23 protein-coding genes and 2 pseudogenes are annotated in these 26,267 nt (G+C 66.8%); 16 read left to right on the plus strand and 9 right to left on the minus strand.

What is annotated here, in order from left to right; all coding sequences use genetic code 11:
• Positions 1–69: 69 nt before the first annotated feature.
• From MKL01_RS34995 to MKL01_RS35005, 3 genes are all read right to left on the minus strand, one after another.
• Positions 70–303, minus strand: coding sequence for a hypothetical protein (locus MKL01_RS34995; RefSeq protein WP_243909763.1), 234 nt, complete (start codon positions 301–303; stop codon positions 70–72).
• A gap of 22 nt (positions 304–325) precedes the next feature.
• On the minus strand, positions 326–1,060 hold the full coding sequence (locus MKL01_RS35000; protein WP_243909764.1) for a cache domain-containing protein: 735 nt from the start codon (positions 1,058–1,060) through the stop codon (positions 326–328).
• A 110-nt stretch (positions 1,061–1,170) separates the two neighbouring features.
• Complete coding sequence (locus MKL01_RS35005) at positions 1,171–1,392, minus strand: hypothetical protein (RefSeq protein ID WP_243909765.1); 222 nt, start codon at positions 1,390–1,392, stop codon at positions 1,171–1,173.
• 231 nt (positions 1,393–1,623) lie between these two features.
• Here MKL01_RS35005 and MKL01_RS35010 point away from each other — a divergent pair, with 231 nt between their 5' ends.
• Both MKL01_RS35010 and MKL01_RS35015 read left to right on the plus strand, forming a co-directional pair.
• Positions 1,624–2,328 carry a GntR family transcriptional regulator gene (locus tag MKL01_RS35010; RefSeq protein WP_243909766.1) on the plus strand — a complete coding sequence of 235 codons (705 nt, stop codon included), beginning with the start codon at positions 1,624–1,626 and terminating at the stop codon, positions 2,326–2,328.
• Between the two features lie 963 nt (positions 2,329–3,291).
• Positions 3,292–4,497: a major royal jelly family protein gene (locus tag MKL01_RS35015; RefSeq protein WP_243909767.1), complete on the plus strand. Its 1,206-nt coding sequence runs from the start codon at positions 3,292–3,294 to the stop codon at positions 4,495–4,497.
• A 558-nt stretch (positions 4,498–5,055) separates the two neighbouring features.
• Here the strand turns inward: MKL01_RS35015 and MKL01_RS35020 are convergent.
• Positions 5,056–7,218, minus strand: a complete 2,163-nt coding sequence (locus tag MKL01_RS35020; protein WP_243909768.1) for a tetratricopeptide repeat protein — start codon at positions 7,216–7,218, stop codon at positions 5,056–5,058.
• A gap of 182 nt (positions 7,219–7,400) precedes the next feature.
• On the opposite strand from MKL01_RS35020, the pseudogene MKL01_RS35025 reads away from it, so the two are divergent.
• The 7 genes and pseudogenes from MKL01_RS35025 to MKL01_RS35055 all read left to right on the plus strand — a co-directional run.
• Positions 7,401–8,183 (plus strand): annotated as a pseudogene (locus MKL01_RS35025) (IS3 family transposase); the annotation flags it as partial.
• Between the two features lie 327 nt (positions 8,184–8,510).
• Positions 8,511–9,797: an ABC transporter substrate-binding protein gene (locus MKL01_RS35030; protein ID WP_243909769.1), complete on the plus strand. Its 1,287-nt coding sequence runs from the start codon at positions 8,511–8,513 to the stop codon at positions 9,795–9,797.
• Between the two features lie 4 nt (positions 9,798–9,801).
• Positions 9,802–10,761, plus strand: a complete 960-nt coding sequence (locus MKL01_RS35035) for a carbohydrate ABC transporter permease (RefSeq protein ID WP_243909770.1) — start codon at positions 9,802–9,804, stop codon at positions 10,759–10,761.
• Between the two features lies 1 nt (position 10,762).
• On the plus strand, positions 10,763–11,623 hold the full coding sequence (locus tag MKL01_RS35040; RefSeq protein ID WP_243909771.1) for a carbohydrate ABC transporter permease: 861 nt from the start codon (positions 10,763–10,765) through the stop codon (positions 11,621–11,623).
• Positions 11,624–11,632: 9 nt separating this feature from the next.
• Positions 11,633–12,796 (plus strand): ABC transporter ATP-binding protein, encoded by a 1,164-nt coding sequence (locus MKL01_RS35045; RefSeq protein WP_243909772.1) that lies wholly within the window; start codon positions 11,633–11,635, stop codon positions 12,794–12,796.
• Positions 12,793–13,800 (plus strand): Gfo/Idh/MocA family protein, encoded by a 1,008-nt coding sequence (locus tag MKL01_RS35050; protein WP_243909773.1) that lies wholly within the window; start codon positions 12,793–12,795, stop codon positions 13,798–13,800. Before MKL01_RS35045 ends, MKL01_RS35050 begins: the two co-directional genes overlap by 4 nt.
• A complete protein-coding gene (locus MKL01_RS35055) occupies positions 13,797–14,606 on the plus strand; it encodes a GntR family transcriptional regulator (protein WP_243909774.1) in 810 nt (269 codons plus the stop codon). The genes MKL01_RS35050 and MKL01_RS35055 overlap by 4 nt, the downstream gene beginning before the upstream one ends.
• Positions 14,607–14,815: 209 nt before the next feature.
• Here the strand turns inward: MKL01_RS35055 and MKL01_RS35060 are convergent, their stop codons facing one another.
• Positions 14,816–15,394, minus strand: a complete 579-nt coding sequence (locus MKL01_RS35060; RefSeq protein WP_243909775.1) for a TetR/AcrR family transcriptional regulator — start codon at positions 15,392–15,394, stop codon at positions 14,816–14,818.
• Between the two features lie 104 nt (positions 15,395–15,498).
• Here MKL01_RS35060 and MKL01_RS35065 point away from each other — a divergent pair, with 104 nt between their 5' ends.
• Entirely contained in the window at positions 15,499–16,704 is a 1,206-nt protein-coding gene (locus tag MKL01_RS35065; protein ID WP_243909776.1) for an MFS transporter, read from the plus strand.
• Positions 16,705–17,036: 332 nt separating this feature from the next.
• Here the strand turns inward: MKL01_RS35065 and MKL01_RS35070 are convergent, their stop codons facing one another.
• From MKL01_RS35070 to MKL01_RS35090, 4 genes are all read right to left on the minus strand, one after another.
• On the minus strand, positions 17,037–17,684 hold the full coding sequence (locus MKL01_RS35070) for a TetR/AcrR family transcriptional regulator (protein ID WP_243909777.1): 648 nt from the start codon (positions 17,682–17,684) through the stop codon (positions 17,037–17,039).
• 79 nt (positions 17,685–17,763) lie between these two features.
• Positions 17,764–18,363 (minus strand): NAD(P)H:quinone oxidoreductase, encoded by a 600-nt coding sequence (gene wrbA / locus MKL01_RS35075; RefSeq protein ID WP_243909778.1) that lies wholly within the window; start codon positions 18,361–18,363, stop codon positions 17,764–17,766.
• A 716-nt stretch (positions 18,364–19,079) separates the two neighbouring features.
• Complete coding sequence (locus tag MKL01_RS35085) at positions 19,080–20,273, minus strand: MFS transporter (RefSeq protein WP_243909779.1); 1,194 nt, start codon at positions 20,271–20,273, stop codon at positions 19,080–19,082.
• 18 nt (positions 20,274–20,291) lie between these two features.
• Positions 20,292–21,500: an MFS transporter gene (locus MKL01_RS35090; RefSeq protein ID WP_243909780.1), complete on the minus strand. Its 1,209-nt coding sequence runs from the start codon at positions 21,498–21,500 to the stop codon at positions 20,292–20,294.
• A gap of 119 nt (positions 21,501–21,619) precedes the next feature.
• Between MKL01_RS35090 and MKL01_RS35095 the strand changes: the two genes are divergently transcribed.
• From MKL01_RS35095 to MKL01_RS35120, 6 genes and pseudogenes are all read left to right on the plus strand, one after another.
• A complete protein-coding gene (locus MKL01_RS35095) occupies positions 21,620–22,828 on the plus strand; it encodes a glycosyltransferase (protein WP_243909781.1) in 1,209 nt (402 codons plus the stop codon).
• The gene (locus tag MKL01_RS35100; RefSeq protein WP_313901510.1) at positions 22,821–23,324 is read left to right on the plus strand and encodes a DNA polymerase ligase N-terminal domain-containing protein; all 504 of its coding nucleotides are present in this window, start codon (positions 22,821–22,823) and stop codon (positions 23,322–23,324) included. The genes MKL01_RS35095 and MKL01_RS35100 overlap by 8 nt, the downstream gene beginning before the upstream one ends.
• Positions 23,325–23,338: 14 nt before the next feature.
• Entirely contained in the window at positions 23,339–24,481 is a 1,143-nt protein-coding gene (locus MKL01_RS35105) for an acyl-CoA dehydrogenase family protein (protein WP_243909782.1), read from the plus strand.
• Positions 24,478–25,074, plus strand: a complete 597-nt coding sequence (locus MKL01_RS35110; RefSeq protein ID WP_243909783.1) for a class I SAM-dependent DNA methyltransferase — start codon at positions 24,478–24,480, stop codon at positions 25,072–25,074. The genes MKL01_RS35105 and MKL01_RS35110 overlap by 4 nt, the downstream gene beginning before the upstream one ends.
• A gap of 305 nt (positions 25,075–25,379) precedes the next feature.
• A pseudogene (locus MKL01_RS35115) lies at positions 25,380–25,518 on the plus strand (integrase core domain-containing protein); the annotation flags it as partial.
• A gap of 115 nt (positions 25,519–25,633) precedes the next feature.
• On the plus strand, positions 25,634–26,267 hold a 634-nt coding region (locus MKL01_RS35120), incomplete at its 3' end, for a DDE-type integrase/transposase/recombinase (RefSeq protein ID WP_243909784.1).

The raw sequence follows: 26,267 nt of genomic DNA on the forward strand, positions 1-26,267 counted from the left end.
TGTCGGGAAGCGGGCGTCTCGTTGCCCATCCCGACCTCGGCGATCGTCAAGCCGGCGCGTCTATCTGCGCTAAGGATTGGCTTCGACTGCAAGGGGCCATACGGCAGCCGGATCGAGCGCATTCGCATCAATGCCGACCCCCGCGGGCGTCAGAGCGGTCAGCAACCCAGCAGCGAGCAGTGCGGCGGCCGCGACCAGCACGGCACTTCGGCGATCCGGATCCAACCAGCCTGTTCGCAGTACCGCGCAGCCGAAGGTGAAAGCAGCCGCCTCCGTCAACGGCACGAAGCTGCTCATCGCCAAGGTGTGCCCTCTTCGTCTCGGGCTACTCGGCGGCCGCCGAATTCGGTACGACGGGGGTGAGGGCGGTCGTAGCGGCGGCGAGGTTACGCCGGGCCTCGGCGACCGCTGCGGCCTTCGCGTCACCCTGCGCGCTCAGGGCCTCCAGGAAGGCGGTCCAGTCGGCCTTCGCCGAGGCTGGGATCTCGCCGTCGAGTTTCGTCCGCAGGCTGGCTACGCGCGCATCGGGTGTCGCTGCCTCCGGTGCGGCTACGTCGGCATCGTACACGCCGACCGCGCAGACTTGATCGGCGACACGCGTGAAGTAGGTCGTCTTCGCCTGTTCGACCGTGCTGCCGGGCTTTGGGAACAGGTAGCTGATCACCGAGACCTTGCCGGGCTTGGCCTGCTCCAGCATGTCCTTGATGAAGTAGTGGCCGGTCTTGTCGTGCAGGCCGCGCACGTCGTGGCCGCGCAGGATCGGGTTGGGATGGGCGCTCATCACCCCGTCTGGTCCGACGCAGAAGACGTAGCTGTCAGCGGTGCGGAAGCCGCCTTCGCCACGGCTGAATTCAAGCAAGGCTTTGGGCTCGTCGACCCCGACCGCAGCGGCGGCGCGCTTGAGCATCCACTGGGCGAACCTATCCGGTGCGCCATCGTCGCAACTGATCGGCGCCTCGCTGAAGCCGTCGCAGGCCAAGGCCGGATCGGGCGTGACGGCGCCGGCCGCCGAGACACCGAGAGCCGTTAGTAAAATTGTGACCGTGGGCCGCACCGCCATCATCGCCTCCTCATCGGGATCGCCCGGTCCGAACGGCCGGGACGAGGGTCACTCAACGGTCGCGGCACACCGAGATCGGATATGCCTTCCCCGTGGCGGCATGGCGCTCATCAGGGACCGAACAGCTCGAAGGCCGGATCAGCCGCGCGGATCGCATCGTCGGACACGGCGTTCGGCGGCAGCACGGCGAGGGCGGCAACACCCAGCGCCATGATCAGGATGGTCGCCAAGACGGCGCCGACGGCCTGGGACTGGCCCCGGCTGGCATGGATTAAACGGAGGCCCCCTGTGAACAGCAGCGCCTGAGCCACCGCAGCGATGGTCGGGGTCATTGCTGGTCTCCGCCGTACAAAGAGATAGGGGCCGCGAGTTCTGGCGACGTTGCTGGACCCGGGAGCGGCGTGCAGATGAACCGACATGACAGCCTCCTAACCTGCCTGCATCGACATCGATGCACTTGAGTAGTGCACTACGTCTGCGTACTATGGGCTACGCAGTTTTGCAAGCCCGCACGCACGGGGTTATAATAATTGTGAAAGAGTACCCGGCGAAGGACACCGGCCATGGACGCCAGCGTCGACGACATCATCGTCATCCAAGAGGTCAGCCTCGGCGAGCAGGTCCGCCGCAAGCTGCAGATGGACATCATCTCCGGTGAGATCCCGCCGGGCACAATCCTGTCCGGCCCGGCGCTCGCCCAGCACCTCGGCATCTCATCCTCCCCTATCCGGGAGGCACTGCTTCAACTGGCCGCCGACGGCTTGTTGGAGGTTCGACGCAACCGCGGCTTCGTCGTCGTGACGCCCACAATCGAGGACCTGCGCAATACCTTCGAGGTGCGCGTGCGCCTGGAGACGATGGGCCTTGAGAAGCTGGTGCAGCGCGGCCTTCCGGATGCGGCACCACTGACCGCCATCGCCGACGAGATCGCCGCGGCGGTGAGGGAGGGCGACGTGCCGACATACATGGCCGCCGACCGGACCTTCCACGAGCAGCTTTTAGTGGCCGCTGGCAACCCGGTTCTGGCGCGAACGGCGCTGAAGCTGCGCGATACGATGCGGCTCTATGGCATCCGTTCGGAGAACGGTGCGGCGCGACAGGCCGCCTCGGTGGAGGAGCACTACGCGATGATCGAGTTGGCGGTGAACCGGGGCTCTGTAAAGGACGCGAAGGCGCTCATGACGCGGCATATCCTCGAATGGGAGCCACTGTTCATCGAAGCGCTCACGCGCGTGCACAAGCAGAAAAGCCGCTGGGCCCTGACCTGAGAGGATCGCGCCGCCTCGTCCGCATCGCGGCTTGTGTCACCTCAAAGCGGACCGACGGAAACCCACCCGCACCGGTCATCTATCCCAGCTCGACGACCGGATCTTCGTTGCTATTGTCGACTTGGAACTCTGGTTGCCGAGTGGATAAGACCGATTTGAAGTGATTATATATTTTCTCGCGCAGCCTGTTCAGAGCAGGCCTTTGCAACCTCTGAGATCGGTAGATTCGTGTGGCCGGGCGCTTTTGAGGTTTCGTCGAGACAAGAGCGCACACGGTCCCGAGAGGCCTCTCCGCTGTTCACTGTATCCAGCTTGCGCAGTAGATTGTCCTTGTCCGTGGATGATGCTCCCGCCCAAGCTTGCATCGTGTCCCCTGCGTTCAGGGCGAAAACAGGCGTTGCCATGACGACGAGAGCGAATACACCAACGGGAAGAATGCGCATTGTGATAGCCTCAGACGACACGGAATCGGCAGTTGCTCGCGAGGTTCGTTTAGAAGGCGGCCGCGCTGGATGCTCGGCACGCACGGATTTCCAGCCCGCTCGCAAACCGACATGCGGACTCAATTAGGTCTTGAAGCGCCTTCGCGGATTGCCGACGACTTGGGGCAAAAACGCACGGTTGCCCGACGCCACCGTGGCGTTCTCGCGTGCGCGCCAGGCATAGGCCCCGTCGACTTCCGAAACCTGGGCGTGGGCGGGAGTGCGCCCGGATCATAGGCGCGCGCCCGAGTAGAGAGCATATGTCCTCGCCTGAGGGGCATCGTTCCTGAATCAGGCTGGAGCCGTCGTCCGCTTCGATGCCTCGAAGTCTCAAAAGCGGACCGTCTCAAGTCTACCCGACGCAGTCATAGATCGCCGCCATGTTGCCGGAACGCGAACCATTTCGGGGTCGGCAGAGGATGGCAGGGAGCCCGGAACCCGCTGAGGAGTTGGCCGGCATACCTCTCGGAGTGTGCCCACTATGAAGCTTCCAGCGAGCGCCCGTTTCGGGCTGGCCCTCGGCCTGATATCCAGCACCACAGCGCTCTTGGCCCCCGCCGTAGCCCAGAGCCGAGCTCCAACCGGGGGCAATCTCACCCAGATCGCGAGTTTCGCACATCAGGTCACAGGGATCACCGTAAGTCGCGACGGGCGCATGTTCGTCAACTTCCCCCGTTGGAGCGAGGATGCGCCGGTCTCGGTTGCCGAACTGAAGGATGGCAAGCCGGTCGCCTATCCGAACGACGACTGGAACAGCTGGCGCAATGCCAGGAAGGATGAGGTCGATCCCAAGTCCCACTTCGTCTGCGTCCAGAGTGTCGTCGCCGACGCGCAGGATCGCCTCTGGGTGGTCGACGCCGCCGCACCCGCCATGGCGCACGTGGTCAAGGACGGAGCCAAGCTCGTCGGCATCGACCTGAAGACCAATCAAGTCGTGAAGACGATCCCGTTCGATACCAGCACGGTGATGCAGGCCTCCTACATCAACGACGTACGCATCTCGCCCGACGGCAAGACCGCCTACCTGACGGACTCCGGGGCTGAGGGAGCGCTGATCGTGGTCGACCTCGACAGCGGTTCAGCCAAGCGCGTGTTGTCCGGCCACCCCTCGACCATGCCAGACAGGAGCGTGACCATACAGTACGACGGCAAGCCCCTACGTCGTCCCGACGGTCGCGGCGTCGAGTTCTCCGCCGACGGCATTGCGCTCTCGCCTGATGGCAAGACGCTCTACTGGCAGGCCATCAAGGGTAAGACCCTATACAGCCTCCCGACCGACGCGCTGACAGGTTGGGCCACGGTCTCATTCGTGCCCGAGTCACTGAGCGACAGAACCCTGAGCGGGAAGATCGCTACGGTCGGCGAGAACGGCCCGGCCGACGGGCTGCTGATATCCCGCAGGGACGGGCAGATGTATGTGACCTCGCCGCAGGACAACGCGGTGAAGGTCCGCGACCTGACCAAGCCGGGCGGCGGCCTGACCACACTCGTGCAGGACGACAGGCTTCGGTGGCCGGACACGTTCAGCGAAGGGCCCGACGGCACGATCTACGTGACGACGTCGCACATCCAGGATTCGGCGGACTACAAGCCCGGTGCCCCCATCAGCTTGTCGACGGAGTTGTGGGCCATCAAGGCCAACCAAGCCGATGTTACGGGGGCGACCGGCTCAGGAACCGCCCGCTGAAGGCAGGCGGGATACTGTATCGCGTCATAAGAGCTCGCTCGGCAGCTGCCGCGGCGGGCTTTTTCGTGCCGTGAAGCCCTGTAGCTCATCATCTGCCGCAACTTCAACTGGGGCAGGCATATCCCCCGTTGCAAAGCCACGGTGCGTAACGACAGCCAGTTTATCGATCGACTCTCCTGGGACGGCTGGGTCGAAAGGATGAAGTTTCGATCTGGATTCAAAGCGTTTGCACTTTTTCCAGGCGCTCCCGGGATCAAATGCCAACTGCTTCTTACGAAATGACTGAGCCTTGTCGTCGTCATCTACTTTCAGAATGCGAGCTAGGACGGCTACATGGCTGCAATGGGCGCGAAGAGGCCGGTAGGTCGTGGCCGTAAGCGGCTGGTCTGCTTCGGAGATGGTCAGACGTAACAGCGGACGGCCGTCTGGCGACCCATCGCGGCCGTCCCGACAGCCAGGTGAGCGCAGCGGAAGAGGACTTTCATTTGCTATCCAGCAATTTTGGCTCGGGCTCGGAAGCAAAATGGCCGTTGCACGAGATTATTCTTTGGTATCGGATCATGAAGAGGCGAGAGTGGTCGTCTCGCTCGACAATGTCTCGGCGCACCAAAGACGCCACATCTCACTGAGGGCGGCACCGACTTCGCGTGCATGGCCGACGTGGTCCATGTGAGGGCTGGCGACCAGACGCTCGCGTAGACCGCTGCGTAGACGCAGAAGTTCCTCCGGGTCGCCTGCAAGACGGCGGGCGATGGCGACGTAGTCGTCGATGTCGCGGGCGATCAGGTCCGGCAGGCCCATGAGTCCTAGGATAGTGGCGCCCACACGCGAGACCGTATGTGGGCCGGCGAGCGTCACCACAGGCACGCCCATGTAGAGTGTGTCGAAGGTGGTGATGTTGCCGTTGAACGGGAACGGATCCAGCGCAATATCGACGCGGCCGTGCATCGCATAGCGATTGGTTGCATTACGCGGCACGAAGTCGATGCGGTCGAGCGGAAGTCCACAGGCGGCGAGGCGTGCTTCCACTGGCCCGCGCGTCCTCGGATCGTCGATGTCGGCGACGAGCAAGACCAGCCGGGCGTCGGACACCGCTGCTAGGATCGCGGCCCAGGCCTTGAGCGTACCGTCCGTCAGCTTCTCAAAGCGATTGAAGCAGCCAAAGGAGACGTGCCGGTTCGTCACGAAGGGCGCAGTCTCGGCGACATCGGGCGCCGGTAGGAAAGGCCGGTAACAGGTGCCGGTGCCGGGAACGCGCCAGAGAACCTCAGAATGCAGATGCTCGGTCTCTCCGATCGGATCGTAGACTGCGTCGGTGAGGCGGTAGTCGATGGCAGCTAGCCCCGTGGTGACCGGCAGCCCGATCCAGGTCACCTGTACGGGCGCGGGCTTGCGCGCGAAGACCAGCAGGCGGTTGCCGCCGCTATGGCCGGACAGGTCCACCAGGATGTCGATACGATCCGCCTCGATCAGGTCCGCTGCGGCCTCGTCGTCGAGGAACTCGATCGTGCGCCAAATGCCGAAGCGGGCTTTCAGCATCTCGGTCACCCCGTCGATGCGGCCGGCATTGCTATAGGCGATGAGGTCGAAGCGTTCCCGGTCGGCATAGTGGAGGAAGGGTTCGAGGAACCGCACCACCGGGTGATCGCGGAAGTCCGCCGAGACGAAACCGATGCGCAGGCGTCGATCCGGACTGCGGTCGTTGGCGAAGGGCCGGATGCGCCGCAGCGCATTGGCATGGCGGCGGCCATAGGTCTTGGCCATCTCCGCAAAATCTTCCGCCGAACCGCGCTCATCGAAGAGTTTCGCATGAACGAGATTGCACAGTGCAAAGGCGGCGGCGGGGTTTATGGCTAATGCCATCTCTAAGGTTGCAACAGCCTCCTCTGTTCGTCCGAGCCTGTGCAGTACTGCGCCGAGGTTGTTGTGCATTTCAGCTGAGCCCGGAGCCCGGACGACCAGTTCGCGCCAACAAGCCGCGGCGTCCTGCAGGCGCCCCGTGTCCTGATAGAGAGTGGCGAGGTCGGCGCGGGTGTCGTCCAGGGCCGGATCGATTTCGAGCGCCTTCTCGAAGGCCGAGCCGGCGGCGATAAGATTGCCACTCGCTCGGAAGGCGCGGCCGAGATCGGCAAAATAAGTGGCGTTGCCGCCGTCGCGATAGACCGCAATGGTGATCAGGTCCACAGCGTGCTGCGTGCGCCCTGTGCGCAGGGCGATGAGCCCAGCGAGATGCACGGCTCCGGCACTATGATCGTCCAGCAGGATAACAAGTTCGAGCAGGCCCTCAGCCTCCACGAGCTGCCCGGAGTTATATGCCAGAAGGGCATTGGCGCCGAGCATCGCAATTAGTGAACGGCAGTGCCCGGACACGATCTCTCGCGAGAAGCCACACGTGAGGAAGCGTTCGAGTATCGCACGCGCATCAATCACTCGGTCGCAGGCAAGAAGCGCCCCTGCGAGCGCCACCCAGCGCGAGGGCATGTCTGGCGCGGCACGAAGCGCTGCGGTGTGATGGTGGACCGCACAAGCATAGTCACGAAGCTGCGTGGCGATCAAACCTAGATTGTAATGCGCCGCCGCATGTCCCGGATCGAGGTCAAGGCAGCGCTGAAACTGATGATTGGCGTCCTGCAGGCGTCCGGCTGCGTGATGTAGGATCGCCTGGTCCAGGATCTCATTCACCACGGCGTTCGGGTCTCGCAGCGGCTGCCCCGGCTTCATCGCATATCGTTCCAACCTTCCATCACCATCGAGAGGCATGCTTAACGGGACGTAAATACCGCTTCGGAAAGAACTCGATCCAGCGATTTGGCGTTGCAGTATCCACGCCTGCGTGAAGCAGTACGTTATTGGACTTGCTGCGGAAAAGTGGAGAGCTCTTTTCCTGAAGGAGGAGGGTTCCGATGGCAGACTGGAGGCAGACCTTTACCCCTGCGTTTCGTGCCGAGGCGGTGCGACTGGCCCGGACGAGCGGGCGGTCCCGCCGGGGGGTCGCCGCCGGTCTCGGTGTCGGGCTTTCGACGCTGCGCAACTGGATCGACGGCCGACGTGAGAGGTCTATGGACCACCCGCCGGCCGACCGGCAGGAGGACATGGCCGCCGAGCTCAAGCGCCTGCGCCGTGAGAACGAGGTGCTGCGCCAGGAGCGGGTGATCCTGAAGCGGGCCACGGCTTTTATTCGCCAAGGAGGGAAGTCGATGAGGTTCCACCTCATCGACACGGCGAAGAAGCGGGAGGGCTGGCTGTATCTGGCGGCGGTCCTCGACCTGTACGCTCGGCGGGTTGTGGTCCGGGCGGCGGGCGATCGGCTTCACAAGGAACTCGCGCTGATTGCTCTTCGGCGCGCTCTCGGCGTCGGGCATCCGCCGTTAGGTTTGATGCATCATTCCGACCGCGGTAGTCAGTGATGATCGAACGATTATCAGGCAAAAATACTAGGAAAAGCTATCGTGACCTCGATGTCCGGCAAGGGAAATTGCTATGAAAACGCAATGGTCGAGCCATTCTTCAAGACGCTGACGAGCGAAGTGGTCTGGCGCACCGCGTTCCAGACGCGAGCCGCGGCCATCGCCGCGCTGGCCCGTTACATCGATGGCTTCTACAATCCCCGTCGCCGTCACTCGGCGCTCGGCTTCACCAGCCCCACCCAGTTCGAAAGAAGCATCGCCCACCAAACCGCTCTCCACTCAACTGAAGCGAGTCCAGAGCTGCCATGTCGCTGCTGTCAGCGCGTTGTGCGCGTGCGCGCAGCGTTCATCAGCGCCTGCGCTCCGCTCTTCATTGCGGCGGCTCGTGAATGCCCCGGACCATGCTCCGTGTCTGAATCGACCAGGGACCTCCGGCGCAGGCTCAGCCGGCGTTCGCGGATCTGCAGCGCCCGGGTCGATTATCGATAAAATGCAGGAATTCAGCGAGAGCGTTGGCGATAGCAGCGATGACGCCCGCATTTTTATTGACAATCCGCGATCGGTCGCGGACCATCTGGCACAACAATGACACGGGAGGAAGGTGCGATGCTTAGAGCGGGCACCGGGATCGCGGCCCTGTTCGGCCTGAGCCTGATCGCGGCTGGGGCTGCCGGGGCGGCGGAGCCCGTCCAGATCACGATGTGGTCGAACTGGCCCGACGAGCCTGCCAAGAAGGAGTGGGTGACCGCACGCGTCCGCGACTTCGAGGCTGCCAACAAGGAGTGCGCAGTCAAGCTGAGCTTCATCCCGAAGGCCGACATCTACACGCAGGCCAAATCCGCCGTTCGCACCGGCCAAGCCCCCGACGTCTTCTATCTGGAGCCCGACCAGCCCGAGTTCCTGGCGGGCGGCTTCCTCGAACCGCTCGACGGCCATGTCGATCTGGCCAAGCTCGAGGATTGGGCCAAGCCGGCCTGGACTTCGAAAGGCAAGGTCTACGGTCTGCCCGTCGAGGCCTACACGGTCGAGTTGTACTACAACAAGGATCTGGTGAAGCAGGTCGGGGTCGAGGTGCCGCCCTCGTTCCAGCTCACGCAATCCGGCTTCGCGGATCTGGTCAGGAAGGGCGCTGCCGCCGGCATCACGCCCGTGTCCCAGGGCGTCGGCGACCGGCCGTTCCCCGGCGGCCTGCTGCTGTTCGAGTCCCTCCTGCGCAAGCTCGGCACGGAGGATTACGGCAAGCTCCTGAACGGGACGTTGTCCTTCAAGGACCCGCGCGTCCTGGAGGTGATGACCTGGTTCAAGGGGCTGGTGGATGCCGGCGCCTACCCGAAAAGCTTCGCGACGCTGAAGCTCGGCGAGTCCCACTACTACTTCTATCAGAAGCCGGGGGCCCTGACCTTCCCGGATCCGAGCTGGTTCACGGGCCGCGCCTTCGCGTCGCCCGAGAGCGGCGGCATGCCGGTGAACTTTCCGCTCGGGATTATGCAGTTCCCGGCCATGGACCAGGGTCAGTGCCCCACCTGCAAGACGCTGGCGGTGGCCGGCAGCTTCGTGATGTACGCGCGCGGGAAGAACAAGGCCTGCGCGGGCGCGCTGCTCGACTCGATGGCCGCGGCCGGGAACGGCGACAAATGGATGGGGCAGGTATCCCTGCAGACCGGCCTCAAATCCGATCCGACGAAGATCAACTCGAGCCATGCCGCGTATTTCGCCGAGCTCAACGCCCGCAACAAGGGCACCACGTACTTCTTCGGCACGCCGCTCATGTACTACCGGGCTAAGTGCGCCGAGACCTACACGCAGGTCATGAACAACGCCTTCCCGGCCGGGCTGATCGGCGTGGGCGAAGCCGCCGACAAGATGGATGCGGCCTGCCGCAAGGGGAGCTGACGCGGTGGCGGGCACGACGGCGCTCGAAACGCGGACGGATGAGGTCCCGCAGAGCCCCACGGTCTCCGGTCGCGTATCGCATCCGCGGCGGGCGCCCTGGCCTGTCCTGGCCGTCTTCCTCGCCCCCGCGCTCGTCATCTATCTCGGCCTGACGGCCTACCCGGCCTTCCGGACGATCTTCGACAGCCTGTTCACGATCGAAGGGTCGGAGCGCAGCTATGTCGGGCTCGCCAACTATCGCGACCTCGTCGGTGACGAGACGTTCTGGATCGCGGTCCGAAACACTTTCGTGTGGGCCTTTGTCGCCCCGATCCTGGACGTGGCGACAGGTCTTCTGCTGGCACTCGCCCTCTACGCCGGCATCCCGTTCGCGCGGTTCCTCCGGGTCGCGTGGTTCACGCCCGTCCTGCTCTCGTACGTCGTGGTCGCGATCCTCTGGATGTGGATCTACAACTACGACTGGGGGGTGGTGAACGAGGGGCTCCGGGCCGCCGGGCTCGGCACCCTGGCCCGCTCCTGGCTCGGCGATCCGAACACGGCGCTGGCGGCCCTGATCGTGACGCATGCCTGGAAGTGGGCCGGGTTCAACATGGTGGTCTGCCTGGCGGCGATCCACGCGCTGCCGTCCGAGGTGCTGGAGGCGGCCGAACTCGACAATTGCGGCTGGGGCGCGAAGCTGCGCCACGTGATCGTGCCGATGCTGCGGCCGACGCTGCTCAACCTCTACGTCCTCGCCTTCATCGGGAAGATGAAGGTCTTCGACCTCGTCTGGATCATGACCGGAGGGGGACCGCTCTGGGCGACCGAGACGGTCTCGACCTACGTCTACAAGCGCGCCTTCAACTGGAACACCTTCGATCTCGGCTACCCGTCGGCGATCGCGACGGTCTGGTTCGGCGTGGTCTGCGCGGCCGTCATCGTCCTCAACCGGGTCTTCAAGTCCCGTGACCGGCTGGAGTACTGACGTGAGCGCGGACGGGACCCTGCCCCCGGCCGCCGGGCGCGGCGGCTTCCTGGCGAGCCGGACCGCCCTCGCGGTCGTCATCGCCGCCTACACCGTCTACACGCTGGCGCCGTTCCTGTGGCTGGCCACCATGTCGGTGCGGACGACGGGCGAGATCTCGGCCGACCACTATGCCTGGCCCCGCCCGTTCCACTGGGAGCAGTTCCGGATCGCCTGGGTCGATTCCGACTTCGCCACCTATTTCTGGAACTCGACCGTGGTCGTCGTCGCGGCGGTCGCGGTGGTGACGCTGGTCGGCGCGGCCGCCGCCCACGCCCTCGCCCGCTACCGCTTCCGCGGCAACCGGATCATCTACGGCGTCCTGTTCTCGTCGATCATCTTCCCACCGCAGATCACCCTGATCTCGCTCTATCAGATCCTGGTCGATTACGGGCTCTACAACAGCCTCCTCGGGCTGACGCTCGTCTACGTCTCGCTCCAGCTGCCGCTGACGGTCTACCTGCTGGAAGGGTTCTTCGCCCGGATCCCGCAGGACCTCTTCGACGCCGCCAAGATGGACGGCTACGGCGACATCGAGATCTTCCGCCGCATCGTCCTGCCGATCGGCATGCCGGCGATCGCCACCACCCTGATCCTGAACTTCATCCAGCTCTGGAACGAGTTCCTGTTCGCGGTGGTGCTCATCACCGATCCAGACAAGCGCACGCTACCGATCGGCATCCGAGCCTTCATGGGCGACCACTTCCAGGACATCGGCATGATCGCGGCCGGGGTCATGATCTCGGTGGTGCCCGTCATCCTCGCCTACGTCTTCTTCTCCGAAAAGCTGATCCGCGGCATGACCGCGGGCGCCGTCAAGTAAGGGGCCGGGATGGCCGTCGTTCAGCTCTCCAAGATCTGCAAGCGCTACGGCTCCGGGGGGCCGGTCGTGGTCGACAACGTCGACGTCACGGTCGGGGACGGCGAGTTCATGGTGCTGCTCGGCCCGTCCGGGTGCGGCAAGTCGACGACCCTGCGCATGATCGCGGGCCTCGAGACCATCTCGTCCGGCACGCTCGCGATCAACGGGCGGACGATGAACGACGTGCCCGCCAAGGACCGCGACATCGCGATGGTGTTTCAGTCCTATGCCCTCTACCCGCACATGACGGTGGCCGAGAACCTCGCCTTCGGCCTCAGGCGCCGGCGCACGCCGCCTGCCGAGGTCAAGCGGCGGGTCGGAGAGACGGCGGCGATACTGGGTCTCGTGCCCTACCTCGACCGCAAGCCCCAGGCCCTGTCGGGCGGGCAGCGCCAGCGCGTCGCCCTCGGGCGCGCGATGGTGCGCGAGCCGATGGTGTTCCTGTTCGACGAGCCGCTGTCGAATCTCGACGCGGCTCTGCGCGTCAACACGCGCAACGAGCTGATCAAGCAGCATCACCGGCTCGCCTCCACGATGATCTACGTGACCCATGACCAGGTCGAGGCGATGACCATGGGGACGCGGATCTGCGTCATGAACGGCGGGCGCGTCGCCCAGGTCGGGCGACCGCTCGACGTCTACTGGAACCCGGCCGACACCTTCGTCGCCCGCTTCCTCGGTTCGCCGCCGATGAACCTGTTCACCGTGCCGCTGTCCGGCGGGGATCGGATCCGCACGCCCGCGATCGAAACCCCGCTCGCGCGCTGGACGCCGGCCGCGCTGGCCCCGTTCGCCGGTCGGGAGGTGGTGCTCGGCGTCCGGGCGGAGGACCTGCACCTCGCGGCCGCCTCTGCCGGGGCCGCGGAGACGGGCCGGATCCGCGGGCGGGTTTTCGCCGTCGAGCCGCTCGGTGCCGAGACGCTCCTCGCCGTCGAGACGGAGGGGGGTACCGAGTGCACGGCGCGCCTGCCGCGGGACACGCGGGCCGACGTGGGTGCGGTCGTCGACCTGTTCTTCCGGCCCGACGCGGCCTTCCTGTTCGACGCGCGGACGACGGCGGCCATTCCCGCGCACGTCATCCCCGCGAACACCATGGTGGCGGGCGGCCCGGGCCGGGCCGGAGCGATGCCATGAGTCCTGTTCGGCGGATCGGCCTGATCGGGGCGGGATGGGTCACGCAGCATCATCTGGCGGGCTGGGCCGCCCTGAAGGATCGCGCCGAGGTCGTCGCGATCGCCGACCCGTCGGCCGAGCGGCGCGCGGCGCGCGCGCAGGCGTTCGACATCCCCCGCACCTACGCGGACGCGGGCGCGATGCTGGCTGCGGGCGGACTCGACGCGATCGACATCGCCGCGCCCCGGGCGGCGCATGCCGAGCTCGTCCGCCTGGCGGCCGATCGCGGGCTGCCGATCCTCTGCCAGAAACCCCTGGCCCCGACCCTCGCGGAGGCGGAGGCGCTGGTCGCCGCGGTGGAGGGCCGGGCGCGCCTGATGGTGCACGAGAACTGGCGGTTCCGCGCCCATTACCGGGAAGCCGCGGCTTGGCTGCGCGCGGGGGCCATCGGACAGCCGTTCGCGGCGCGGCTGGAACTCGTGACGAGCGGCACCCTTCCGGACGCGGCGGGCCAGTTCCCGGCCCTGGAGCGCCAGCCGTTCATGCGCGACGAGGCGCGGATGCTCGTCGCCGAGGTCCTGATCCACCACCTCGACACGCTGCGCATGCTGCTCGGGCCGCTGCGGGTCACCGCCTGCGCGACCGGCCAAACCTGTCCGGACCTCGCGGGGGAGGACACGGCGCTGATCCAGCTCTCCGGCCCAGGCGGGGCCGCCGTGCAGGTGTTCGCGACCTTCGCGGCCCACGGCGCTCCGGCCGCTTCCCCAGACCGCCTCGAGATCCTCGGCCCCGTGGGCGCGATCCGGCTCCAGGGATCCGAACTGTCGATGACCGGACGGGAGACGCGGACCCGGGCCTTCGACCTCGCCGCCATCTACGCGGAATCCTACGCGGCCGCGATCGCCCACTTCATCGATCGCCTGGACGACGGCTCACCGTTCGAGACGGCGCCGGCCGACAATCTCGAGACCCTGCGGCTCGTGGAGGATTGCTACCGGCTCGCGGGCCGGGCGGAGGCGCGATGACCGGGGCAAGGCCCCTTGACGCCAGCCCGCTCCTCCGGCGCGAGGGCATCGGTGTCATCGTGGCGCGCCTGGAGGAGGACATCATCTTCGGGCGGCTCGCCCCCGGGGCCCGCCTGACCGAGGATACCCTGATGGCGCGCTTCGGCGCCTCCCGCCACTTCATCCGTCAAGCCCTGGTCGAGATGGAGCGCCGGGGCGTCGTTCGGCGGGAGCGGAACATCGGGGCGACGGTCCGTTCCTACTCCGCCGCGGAGGTGCGGCAGATCTACGAAGTCCGCGAGATGCTGACGCGACAGGCGATGCTGATGATCCCGCTGCCGGCCGAGCCCGGACTGATCGCCCAACTCGAAGCGCTCCAGGACGCTTACCGCGACACGGTGGAAAAGCGCGACCTGCGCGGCATCCACGAGGCGAATGACGCCTTCCATATCGCCCTGTTCGATGCCTGCGGGAACCCGTACCTCGTGCGCACGCTCACCGACTACATGGGCCTGACGCTTTCGATACGCGCCAAGAACCTGGCGGATGCCGACGGTCTTCGGGTCTCGATCGATCATCATCGAATTATGATCGACCTCCTGCGTGGGCGCGATCGCTGGGCGCTCGCGCAGCTCTGCGTCGATCATATGCAGCCGAGCAAGGCCGATTACCTGGCTCGCATTGCCAGTGACGAGATTGGGGATTCGCGGTCATCAATGACCGCGTCACGCCGCGTCTCCCCGGCCGCGCTCACGCGAGAAACGCCATCGGTGCTGCCCGAGAGGTTGATGTCCGCTTCGGAACCGTTCTCGTCTGGCGTCGAGTGACCGTGATGGGCGCGAAGCCGAAGGTCCGGTTTTGCGTGAAACGGCAGTTCGGCATGCCGTTGTCTGGCCGTTAGCGGAATGGCTGCTTCGGAGCAGGCGGCCCGTAAAAGCGGACGCGCAGCTTCCGACCCGCTCGACGTATTACGGGCTATCGAGCAACCTGTCGCAAGCGGACATCGCTCTCGTTGAGCCCAATGGCTGAGCGGAGTTCAGTGGCGCTCGTCTGAGCCCGATCCGGTTGTTGCCATCGTACGACCTACGAGGTCCCGGATCCGATCACGGGTTGGAGCATCGCCGAAGAGGATCCGATAGACGATCGGCGAAACGACGCCGTCCAATACGGCCTCCGGGTCTGGGAAGCTCTCGCCGCGTTCCGCCGCCCGTTCGGCCATGATCGCGATCTGCTCGCGAGAGTAGGAGCAGCATCGCTGCGAGCAGTTCGTGTCCGCTGCCGCCAGGACGTCCCGGATGAGTTCGCGCCCGGGTGCCGACGACATCTCCTCCGCATACTGCTCCGCCCAAGCCTCGAGATCGGTCCAACCGTTGCCTGTGTCGATCGGATCGGAGTCGGGCCGAAGCCGCTCGACCGCCACGTCGGCGAAAAGCTCCCCGAGGGTGCCCCAGCGTCGATAGATGGTGGAGGGCGTCACGCCTGCGGCCGTTGCTATCAGCGGCACGGTAATCTCCGATCGGTCCATAGTCGCCAGGAGTTCGCGCACGGCCGTCTGCACCGACGCCTGGACTCTGGCGCTCCGTCCGCCCGGTCGCGGCCCCTGCTTGGCGTTCATCGTAAACCCCGCGCTCTATGCCGCGCCACAAACGCAAAGAATTTGCTTTTGTGGCGATCATGTCATACATGACTAACGCAACGATTTAGCGTTAAGAGGCGGATATGGCCATAGCCGTTCCAACCGCGGATGCGCATGTCGCGAAGCGATACGCCCTGCCATTCCACGCGTTCGTACTCGGCACGTTCCTCGCGGCCTCGTCCGCCCCGACGCCCCTGTACCGGTTCTATCAGGAGACCTACTCGCTCTCCCCGATCGTCACGACCGCAGTGTTCGCGGTCTATGCATTGGCCCTTCTGGCGGCGCTCCTTGTCGCCGGATCCCTATCGGACCACCTCGGTCGGCGACCCGTGATCTTCGGCGCCATCCTCCTAGAGCTCACGGCGATGCTGCTGTTCGTGGTGTCCGACGGAGCCGGACACCTCATCGCGGCTCGGATCGTACAAGGCATCGCGACCGGCATCGCGGCGAGTTCGCTGGGGGCGGCCCTCGTCGACGTCGATCGTGCCCGTGGACAACTCGTCAACTCGCTTGCTCCCCTCCTCGGCATGGCCGTGGGGGCACTCGGCACGAGCATCCTCGTGCAGTATGCCCCGCACCCGCTGCATCTCGTCTACGCCATCCTCGGTGCGATATTCGGGATCCAGGCGGTCATACTCTGGCTGACGGCCGAGACGGGCTCCCGTCGGATCGGAGCGTTGCATTCGCTCTGGCCTCGGGTCGTCGTGCCGCCGCAGGTCAGGAGAACCCTGATCGCGGTGACGCCGAGCAACGTGGCGATGTGGATGCTCGGCGGCTTCTACCTGTCCCTCGTGCCCTCCCTCGTCGCGGTGGCGACCGAAACGCGGACGCCGTTGATCGGCGGGGCGATGGTGACGGCCCTCATGCTGTCGGGTGCCCTGGCCATTACGCTGCGACGGACCTTGGCCGCCAGCTCCAATCTCACCGTCGGCACGATTGCCATGACGACGGGTCTCGCGATCGTCCTCGCGGGGATGCATGGCGGGAGCGTGCTTGTTCTGATCGGAGGTACGCTCGTGGGTGGCGCGGGCTTCGGCACCGGCTTTCTGGGCGCGCTGGGATCGATCATACCGCTCGCGCGGCCGGACGAGCGCGCGGAACTCCTGGCGGCGTACTATCTGCAGAGCTATCTGGCGTTCAGCCTGCCCGCGCTTCTGGCGGGATATCTCGTGCGCCAGATCGGCTACACTTCTACGGCCGACGTCTATGCGACGACAGTCATCGTCATCGGTGCCGTCGGGCTTGTCGTCCGTTGGTCGATGTCATCCAGATCCGCCCCAGCCGTCTGAGCGGTCACGGTAGAACCGATCCGCCTTCGGCGTGTCTGGCTCGGATCAAGGGGTCTGCCCGTCACGGCTAACCCGGATGATCCGTCGGACTTCGGTGGCTGCGTAACGGAGAACTCTTCAGCTGGCCAGAGGGCACGAAAGCCCGGCCGGAGTCAGCTATTCGAAACCGAGCTCTGAATGCAGTCGCGTTTGGATTCTGTTGGGCCCGTTGAGAAACAGTCCTGATCGACCAGCGACGAAAGAAAACCGCTCAGATATGGCGTTTGGTGAACGTCTGCCCCTACCTGATGCCGAATGAAAGCCGCCGGTCCGCACTTCACCTAGCTTGCTCGCTACCTATCTCGCGACGTAGCAGCGATGCCACTGAGGAAGAGTTCCACTGCGCCCGTGGCTCTGAGCCGTATTTCGTCTCCGTTGGGTGCTCCACTTAGTCCTAGGACGACCTGCAGATGCAGATTGTCGCGCACCATGCCGACGAAGTGATCTGCCGCGACCGCCGTGTCGATCGGTTTGATCTCGCCTCGTCTCATCGCAGCGTCGAGGAGGATCTTGAGTTCGCGTGCCGCTCGCCCCGGCCCCTTGTCGTAGAAGGCTCGCGCGAGGTGCGGGAAGCGGTGCGCCTCGTTGACGATCCCGCGGTAGACGCCGACGAGGTCCTTGGACGTGTACGCACTGATCAGTCTCTCGGCGACCCGCACCAGCGCCGTCCTGATGTCCAGGGGCTCGTTGCCACCCGGTTCGTGCAGGGGCGCCAAGACGTCGTCGGCGAGTTCGCTCACGAGCGCCGTGAACAGGGCTTCCTTGTTGCCGAACTCGGCGTAGATCGTGCGCTTGGAGCCGCCGATGCGCGCGATGATCATGTCGATGCTGGTGGCAGCGAAGCCGTGCTCAAAGAATACGTCGGCCGCGGCGCGCAGGATGCGGCTGCGTCGCTCCGCGGCTGAAGGCCGTCTCAAGACGTTCATCGCCGCGCTGCTCATCGTCGCCCGAACCAGAAATGGGTAGGATAGGTTACCTTCGACCCTGGCGCGCGGCCAACACTGTGACGTCGCGGCGTAGTCACCCAAACAGCCTGACCGCGATCTCGGCGGTATGGCGGCCCTGGAACTTGGCACCTTCCAAATCGGTCACGCTCGGCCGACGCGAGAGGTCACTGTCGGCGATGGTGGTGGCGCCGTAGGGTGAGCCACCGACCGCGTGGCCGGTTTCGAGCTGCCCCTTGAACGAATAGGGCAAGCCGACGAGTACGAAGCCGTGGTGCAGAAGCGTCTTGTGCATCGACAGGATCGCCGCCTCGTTGCCACCGTGCTGCGAAGCCGTGGATGAGAACGCGCCTCCGAGCTTTCCAATCAGCGCGCCTCTCTTCCACAGTGGTGTCGTGCGCGACCAGAAGGCGGACATCTGAGAGCACATATTGCCGTAGTTCGTGGGCGTGCCGCAGATTACGGCGTCGTAGGCGACGAGATCGTTCGGGTCGGCCTCCGGGTGCTCGGTGTTGATCTGGAACTTGGCCGTTTCGACGACCTTCTGCGGCACGGTCTCCGGCACGCGCTTGAGTGCGGCTTTCGCGCCGGTGGTCTCCACGCCTTCCGCGGCGGCGCGTGCCATTTCCTCTATGTGTCCGTAGCTCGAATAGTACAGAATCAGCACCTTCGCCATCGCGTGCACCTCATCAGACATCGACGACACCGGTCCGACGGTCGCCGGATAGTGGCAGACGAGACCTGGCGTCAGTCCGCGGTGAGAGACCCCTCAGCGGCCGGTCCGTCGCGAAGAATGTACGGTACGGTACGGTACCACGCAAGGCCGACGATGATTATCCCGCGCCGTTGATGCAACGGGCACCTGTAGCCGGAACTCGCGGAGCAAGCGTCTGTTCTGCCGACCGTGTCTGGACTGGAGCGAGCGGCGACCGCACCTCGCCGGCCGTCTCGGGGCACTGCTGTGCCGCCGCTGCGAGGAGTTCGGCTGGGTCGACCGGACCCGGGACGGGCGGATCGTCACGGTGACCGTCGCCGGTCGGCGCGGGTTCGCGAACACCTTCGGGTTCCACGTTTGAGATCGCGGCGCAGGGGGAATGGATCGAACGCCGGCGTCGAGGTCGTCGACTACGGCTCTGCCCTACCGCGGCTGAGGTCGCTACCAGGCCGCTCGCAACCACGCGGCGACGAGCGGGTCTCGTCCTCCGAGACGGCGTCTGGCCCTAAGGCCCTCTGCCCGCTGTCGTGAGCCCCGTGGGCGGTCGTGAAGTCGTACGCGACCGCGCGGAGCTGCTCCTCCCAGTCGCCGATCGCCTTCCGGGCCCCCTCCTCGTCGTTCTCGTCCCAGGCGATGCCGGGATGCGCCAGGGTCCGCTCGGTTGCTACTTTGCGTGCTCATGCATCCGCCGGTGGACCTCGCTCCATGCTCGATGCGAGCGGCAGCGCTGGGACGCACAGTGCCGCCATGGCCCAGAACGCGCCGGCCCCGAGCGCGCCGAACAGAAGGCCGGCCGTCGCGGTCAAGACGGCCGAGGCCACGCCGAGACCGAGCGTGCCGTAGAGGGTCTGCGCGGTGGCAGCGAGGCGCTCCGGCACGAGCGAGGTGATCAGGCGCATGTTGGCGAGGTGCAGCAGCGCGAAGGTGAGCCCGTGCGTGAGTTGGATGACGGCTAGAACCGGGACCGAGGCCGTCGAGGCCAGAACCGACCAGCGCAGCACGCCCAGCCCGGCAGCCAGCATCGCGGCCTGGGCGGTGCTCGCGCGCGACAGCAACCACGGACCGGCGAGCACGAAGACGAAGACCTCCGAGGCGACGCTCTCGGACCACAGCAGGCTGATCGTGCCCGGCCCGATGCCGGCCTCGCGCCAAAGGATCACCGCGAAGCCGTCGTTGAGCGCATGGCTGCCGATGACCAGAGCGGCCACGATGAGCATCCGGCGGAACAGTGCCATTGCGAGGAGCTCGCGTACGCCGTCGAGGCCGAGGCTGGCCTGCGGCTCCCGCGGACCGGCAGCCGGTACGCGGCTCGTGGCGAGGGCCATGACGAGGAACAGGACACCGCTCGACACGATGATACTCGCAACGCCGGCCCGGGCAACGAGCAGCCCGGAGGCCAGGGTCCCGAGCACGAACGCCGCCGAGCCGGCACCCCGAACCCAGCCGTACGAGAAGGTGCCCTCCCGCTCCGCGGCGGTGAGCGCGAGCGCGTCGGACAGCGGCGCCAGGGCCGCGATGGCGCTCGCGTGCAGCATGCTGACCAGCATCAACGGCCAGAAGCCGTACCCAGCGAGGTAGGCGAAGGAGATCACCCCGGCGGCGGCGGCGGCGATGCCGAGGACGGCCCTGGTCGCGTCGTAGCGGTCGGCGAGGTGACCTGCGACGGGGCCCGCGGCGAGTCGCATCAGCGTGCCCGCGGCGAGCACGACGCCGATCTCACCCGCGCTCAGGCCGCGCTCGCCAAGGAAGCTCGGCAGAAAGGGCGACTCCGTCCCGTAGGCGGCGTAGAGCGAGCCCTGAAGGAGAACGAAGGCAGGAAAGGAGCCCGTCAGGACGCTGGACCAGGCCTTCGCTCCCGTTCGCGCATCCATGTCGCAGGCTCCAAGCCGTCACGCCGGCTCGGCAGACGCCTCGCCAGTGTGCCCTGAGGGAGCACTCGTGCCCAGGAGGCGACGGCCCACCGTCCACACGGCCAAGCCGATGCCCGCGACGCCGGCCAGGGCGAAGAACGACGCTGAAAAGCCGAGATACTGCGCGACGAGCCCGGCGAGCAGCGGGCTCACGGTCGCGCCCGCACCGTAGGCGGTCATGACGCCGCCGAGGCCGGCCGTCGCGTGGCCCGTGCCCTTCATCATCTCGGCGACGAGCGCCGGGATGGCGACGCCGCCGAGACCCATCGCCAAGCCTTCGAGCACCTGCACCGGGACGACCAGCGACCACGAGGTCGCGAACGCCGCGAGGATGCCGCGGACCACGACCAGCCCGAGGGCGATGGAGAGCACGCCGGCGTGCCCCCGTCCCCGCGCGACACGGGCGGCCAGGAGCGCGGCCCCGACCATCGTGGCCTGCGAGACGACGGTCATCACGCCGGTGGTCAGGCTCGGATCGGCGCCGGCCGCCGTGCGCGCCTGCGCCAGAAACGGCAGCATGGCGCCGTTCGCGGTTTGGTAGGCGAACACGGTGCCTGCCAGGATCAGCAACGGCTTGGTCTCGAACAACACGCGAAGGGTCGAGCGCTCGTCCTGCTCGCCGCCCCGCGCCGTTCCGTGGTCGATGCTGCCCTTGTCGACGGTGAGCAGCACGCCGCACGAGGCGACCGCCATGACCACGATGGCGATGGCGACGTAGCCGAGCCCGAGCGTGTAGCCGAGCACCCCCGACAAAGCTGCGTTCGCGGCGTTGCCGGCGTGGTTGTACGCCTCGTTGCGCGAGACGCGGTGGCCGTAGGCTTTCTGCCCGACGATGCCGAGCGTGACCGCCGCGACCAGGGGCGCGATGCTGGTGTCGGCGACGCCGATGACCAGTTGCGACACGCCGATCAGCCACAGGCTGTCGGTGGCGACCAAAGCGACGGCGCCCAGGGCGATGGCGAGGACGGCGGCTGCAAGCGCCGCCCGCTTGTACGTGGTCCGGTCGATCAGCGCCCCGACCGGCGTCGTTGCGAGCAGGCCCGCGAAGCCGGCGAGACCCATGGCGAAGCCGGTGGCGGCGGGGTCGAAGCCCTGTTTCTGCAGGTATACGCCGAGAAACGGGCCGAAGCCCTCGCGCGCGCCTGCCAGGGCGAAGTTCAGAGCACCGAGACTGAAAGCTGGCTGCATGTTGTCCGTCTCAGGTGCGGCAACGTCGCCGGATGAAAACTGGCTGGGCCCCAGAACAGGAGTGCCGCGCGGCAGGTTTGCGGGGTGCCGGCGCATAACCCGGCTCGCCGGAGATGTTCGTGCTGACCGAGCAAGAAGTTGTGGCGTCACCTGTCGATCAAGGGACGCCGAACCAGGCCCTGCGAGCGGTGGTCGCCGTCCCGGTCTTCAACGAAGCCGAACGCATCGAGTATTGCCTGCGCGCCCTGGACGGACAGGAGGGTCTCGGGGGAAGCGGGCTCGGCGTCCTGCTGTTCCTGAACAACTGCACGGATGGGACGGCCCATGTGGTCGCAGCCCTTCGGACGTCCCTGCGTCGCCCGGTTCGGGTAATCGAGCGGGCGTATGCCGAGGCAAACGCAGGATGGGCACGGCGGGCGGCCATGGAGGCCGCGGCGGCGTGGTTGGAGGAGAGCGGGACGCCGGACGGCGTCATCCTCACGACCGACGCGGACAGTCGGGTCCCGAACGATTGGGTCGCGCGCAACCTCGCCGCCATCACGGACGGTGTCGATGCCGTGGCCGGCCGGATCGCCCTCGACGAGGCGGATGCCGCGCGCCTGCCCGCATCCTTGCACGCGCGCGGTGCGCTGGAGGGCGCCTACGAGGCGCTGCTCACGGAGCTTGAAGCATGGATCAACCCGGTCGCGCACGATCCCTGGCCGCGGCACTGGACGACCTCGGGCGCGACGCTCGCGGTTCGGCTCGCCACCTACCGGCAGGTCGGCGGCATGCCGGCACTCGCGGTCGGCGAGGACAAGGCCTTCGTGTCGTCGCTGCTGTCGAGCGACGCGCGGGTCCGGCACGACCCTGACATCCTCGTGGTCACCTCGGGGCGGCTCGACGGGCGCGCACCCGGCGGGGCCGCGGACACGATGAAGCTGCGCTGCGAGGTGCCCGAAAGCCCGTGCGACCCACGGCTGGAGCCGCTTCCGCGGGCCCTGTTCCGGTTCGCCTGCCGACGCCGGATGGGCCGGTTGCAGGCCTCGCGGCGCGTTGGTCGCACGGCGCTCTGGGCTCCATGGCTCGGCATCCAGGCAGATGTGGCGGCGGCGATTGCTGATCTCGCCACGCTCGGCGCTGTTCTCGCCGCGACCGAGGCGGCCAGTCCCCTGCTCAGGTATCGCCCGCTGCGGCCTGCCGAACTTCCCCGCCAGATCCGACACGCCCGCGCCGTCCTGGGCCTGCTCCGGTCAACGAGCAAGGTCCTCGGCCGCTCCCGTAGGTCGACGGTCGTCGCGGTGGAGGATGCCTCGCAAACGTCGGCGGAGCGTGCCGGCCATGCCTGAGCCCCTGGCCTACCGCGTCCAGAAGCACGCCGCGCGTCGCCTACACTACGACTTCCGGCTGGAGCTCGGCGGCGTCCTCAAGAGCTGGGCGGTCACCCGTGGCCCGAGCCTCGTCGCGGGCGAGCGGCGCCTGGCCGTCGAGGTCGAGGACCACAGTCTGGACTACGCCGATTACGAGGGCGTGATCGCAGCGGGTAGCTACGGGGCGGGCGTCGTGCTGCTGTGGGACCGCGGCATCTGGGAGCCGGACGGCGACCCGGCCGCGGCGCTTGCGGCGGGGTCGCTCGCGTTCACGTTGCTCGGCGAGAAGCTGTCGGGACGGTGGCGCCTCACGCGCATGAAACCGCGGCCCCGTGAGCGGCATGTCTCTTGGCTGCTGGTCAAGTCGCGCGACGCGATCGCACGCGAGCCGGGCGAGCCGGACATCTTGGAGGAGCAACCGCGCTCGGTCCTGACAGGCTGCACGGTCGAAGAGATTGCCGCCGCGGCGGCCTGATGGGAGCAAAGCACATGGACCAGAGGACCCCGCCCGACCTGGCGTCCGACGCGGTAGCGGCCGCGCGGCAGGCGGCCCTCGCTGCCGCTCGCCGTGCGAACGAACAGGACCGCGACGACGGCTTCCCGGCGGAGGACGTCGCCGACCTCGGCCGCCTCGGCCTGCTTGCTGCGCCCATTCCCGCTGACGAGGGCGGCGTCGGCCTCGGTGAAGAGCCGGATGCGTGCGGCCTCGCCGCGGTGCTGCGCCTCGTCGGGTACGGGAGCCTCGCGCTCGGGCGCATCTACGAGGGCCACGTGAATGCGCTTCAGCTCGTCGCCCGGTACGGTTCGCTCTCGCAGCGGGCGCGCTTGTTCGCGGATGTGCGCGACGGACACCTGTTCGGGGTCTGGAATACCGACCCGCCCGGCGACTGCCTGAAGCTGGGGGATGACTGCCGGCTCCGCGGCGTGAAGACCTTCGCGTCGGGTGCTGGCTTCGTCACGCGGGCCCTGGTGACGGTCAAGCGCGCGCCGGGTGCTCCGCCGTTGATGCTGGTTGTGCCGCTGGAGCCCGGCAGCCGCGCCGACCTCTCGGGATGGCACGCCCATGGCATGCGCGCGTCCGCGACCGGCACTGTCGACTTCGAGGACATCGCCGTCACCGGGGACGAGATCCTGGGCGGGTGGGACGACTACCACCGCCAGCCGGTCTTCTCGGGCGGCGCTTGGCGGTTCGCCGCCGTGCAGCTCGGCGGCGTCGAGGCCGTGTTCGACGCGTGGCGCGGGCATCTCGCCGCGATCGGCCGCGGCGCGGACGCGCACCAGCTCGCGCGCCTCGGCGAGGGCGCCATCGCGGTGGAAGGCGCGCGGGGGTGGGTCGAGCGTGCCGCACGGATCGTCTCAGAGGACGACCTCGCGCCCGAGCGCATCGTCGCCTTCGTCAACTTGGCCCGGCTTGCGGTGGAGAAGGCCGGCCTCGAAGTGCTGCAGCTCGCCCAGCGCTCCGTCGGCCTGCAGGGCTTCCTGCGCGAGCATCCCCTGGAGCGGCTCTCGCGGGACCTCGCCACCTACCTGCGCCAGCCCGCGCCGGACCGGGCCCTCACCACCGCGGCGGCCGAGATCCTTGCGGGGACTGGTACGGCCGGAGACCTCTTCGACGGGCGGAGCGAGCGATGATGCGGTACGACCACTCCTTGCCGCCGAGCTACTTCGACGAGCGCTACGCCGCCGATCCGGACCCCTGGCAGTTCGAGACCAGCGACTACGAGCGGGCGAAGTACGCGGCGACGCTCGATGCCTTGCCGCGGGCCCGGTACGCCACCGCCCTGGAGGCCGGCTGCTCCATCGGCGTGCTCACCGAGGCCCTGGCCGGGCGCTGCGACGCCCTGGTCAGCATCGACCTTGCCGAACGCGCCCTGGCGCGGGCGCGGCAACGGTGCCGGGAACTGGCGCACGTACGATTCGAACGCGTCCAGGTTCCGGGGCAATGGCCGGATGGGACGTTTGATCTGATCCTCCTATCGGAGGTCGTCTACTACCTCGATGCCGGTGACGTCGCTCGCTTGGCCGAGCGCGTTCGAAACTGCCTGCGGCCTGGTGGGGACGTCGTGCTCGTGCACTGGACGGGCGAGACCCACTATCCGCTCACCGGTGATGAGGCGACGGCACGCTTCATCGAGTGCGCCCGCGCTTTTCTGCGGGTCCTCGGTCAGACCCGGACGGACAAGTACCGCCTCGACGTTCTGGGCGACCGCCACAGGCAACCATGACGGTAACCGAATGGCTCGTTACGCTGCCAACCCCGGCCGGGTCAGCCGCGGCTTGCACCGGCTGATCGGCGATCAGCCGGGTTGCGGCCCCGCCGGGGCCGCCGATCCGGTTGCAGCACAGGCCGAGTTCCTGTTGCAGGCAAATCCGCAGCTCACGCAGGGCCAGCGGAACGCCGGCAGTCCCGAGGAAGCGCACCGCCTGATGGCGGATGCGTGGAAGTTCGTGGGCTATGATCGTCCCGGCGGCGGGAACGCGGCACGGCTGTCGACGACGCAAGCCTACGCCAAAAGCTTCGGGTGGGTGCCTGCACCAGAAGATCTTCTACTCGCTGAAGGAAGCTCAGATCGTGATCGGGCCGTGGAAGAACATACAACCGCGTCCGACCGCACTCATCCTTGGGCTACGGGCCGCCCGCGCCTGTAGCTACCCGGATCTGGCCTTCCGGCTACCCATGGCCGCTACCATGCAGCAGCCTGTCACTCGGCTCGGTCCAAAATACCGGTCAGGTCACGCACGACGGAGGCGATCCGTCGCGCAATACAGCTACGTCAAGAGAGCGTGAGAGAAGCGGCCGAGCGCTACGGCGTCAGCCCGACGACGATCCAGAAATGGCGAGCCCGGCAGACGACAGGTGATGCCGCCATGGGGCCGAAGCAGCCCCGATCGACGGTTCTGACCCTCGAGGAGGCCATCATCGTGGCCTTCCGACGGCACACCCTGTTGCCGCTGGATGACTGTCTCTATGGCCTGCAGCCCACGATCCCGCATCTGACGCGCTCGTCGTTGCACCGTTGCCTTGAGCGGCACGGCATCAGCCGCCCGCCGGAGATGGAGGGCTACAGGCCTAAGGAAAAGCGCTTTGCCAATTCCCCCATCGGCTACATGCACATCGATATCGCCGAGGTCAGGACAGAACAGGGCAAGCTCTACCTGTTTGTGGCCATCGACCGAACCTCAAAGCTGGCTTTCGTCAAGCTGGAAGCTGAAGCGAACCGCTACGCAGCATCGGACTTCCTTCGCGCACTGATCGCGTTCGTGCCGGACAAGATTAACACCGTGCTGACCGACAAGGGGGTGCGGTTCTGCCATGCCCCGCGCAACCGCTCAGGCCCGACAGCCCTCTACAGCCGGCACATGTTCGCGCGCGTCTGCCACGAGCACGGCATCGAGCATCGCCTGACCACCCATGGAC

It is taken from the genome of Methylobacterium sp. J-070, assembly GCF_022829385.1.
Classification (GTDB): Bacteria; Pseudomonadota; Alphaproteobacteria; order Rhizobiales; family Beijerinckiaceae; genus Methylobacterium.

Excerpts from the sequence above, each read along its gene's own strand:
- MKL01_RS35060 (WP_243909775.1), bottom strand. The coding sequence starts at position 15,394 with ATGAACGCCAAGCAGGGGCCGCGACCGGGCGGACGGAGCGCCAGAGTC.
- wrbA (WP_243909778.1), bottom strand. The coding sequence starts at position 18,363 with ATGGCGAAGGTGCTGATTCTGTACTATTCGAGCTACGGACACATAGAG.
- MKL01_RS35085 (WP_243909779.1), bottom strand. The coding sequence starts at position 20,273 with ATGGATGCGCGAACGGGAGCGAAGGCCTGGTCCAGCGTCCTGACGGGC.
- MKL01_RS35105 (WP_243909782.1), top strand. The coding sequence starts at position 23,339 with ATGGACCAGAGGACCCCGCCCGACCTGGCGTCCGACGCGGTAGCGGCC.
- MKL01_RS35000 (WP_243909764.1), bottom strand. The coding sequence starts at position 1,060 with ATGGCGGTGCGGCCCACGGTCACAATTTTACTAACGGCTCTCGGTGTC.
- MKL01_RS35100 (WP_313901510.1), top strand. The coding sequence starts at position 22,821 with ATGCCTGAGCCCCTGGCCTACCGCGTCCAGAAGCACGCCGCGCGTCGC.
- MKL01_RS35020 (WP_243909768.1), bottom strand. The coding sequence starts at position 7,218 with ATGAAGCCGGGGCAGCCGCTGCGAGACCCGAACGCCGTGGTGAATGAG.
- MKL01_RS35055 (WP_243909774.1), top strand. The coding sequence starts at position 13,797 with ATGACCGGGGCAAGGCCCCTTGACGCCAGCCCGCTCCTCCGGCGCGAG.
- MKL01_RS35045 (WP_243909772.1), top strand. The coding sequence starts at position 11,633 with ATGGCCGTCGTTCAGCTCTCCAAGATCTGCAAGCGCTACGGCTCCGGG.
- MKL01_RS35030 (WP_243909769.1), top strand. The coding sequence starts at position 8,511 with ATGCTTAGAGCGGGCACCGGGATCGCGGCCCTGTTCGGCCTGAGCCTG.
- MKL01_RS35070 (WP_243909777.1), bottom strand. The coding sequence starts at position 17,684 with ATGAGCAGCGCGGCGATGAACGTCTTGAGACGGCCTTCAGCCGCGGAG.
- MKL01_RS35050 (WP_243909773.1), top strand. The coding sequence starts at position 12,793 with ATGAGTCCTGTTCGGCGGATCGGCCTGATCGGGGCGGGATGGGTCACG.
- MKL01_RS35005 (WP_243909765.1), bottom strand. The coding sequence starts at position 1,392 with ATGACCCCGACCATCGCTGCGGTGGCTCAGGCGCTGCTGTTCACAGGG.
- MKL01_RS35065 (WP_243909776.1), top strand. The coding sequence starts at position 15,499 with ATGGCCATAGCCGTTCCAACCGCGGATGCGCATGTCGCGAAGCGATAC.
- MKL01_RS35110 (WP_243909783.1), top strand. The coding sequence starts at position 24,478 with ATGATGCGGTACGACCACTCCTTGCCGCCGAGCTACTTCGACGAGCGC.
- MKL01_RS35090 (WP_243909780.1), bottom strand. The coding sequence starts at position 21,500 with ATGCAGCCAGCTTTCAGTCTCGGTGCTCTGAACTTCGCCCTGGCAGGC.
- MKL01_RS35015 (WP_243909767.1), top strand. The coding sequence starts at position 3,292 with ATGAAGCTTCCAGCGAGCGCCCGTTTCGGGCTGGCCCTCGGCCTGATA.
- MKL01_RS35010 (WP_243909766.1), top strand. The coding sequence starts at position 1,624 with ATGGACGCCAGCGTCGACGACATCATCGTCATCCAAGAGGTCAGCCTC.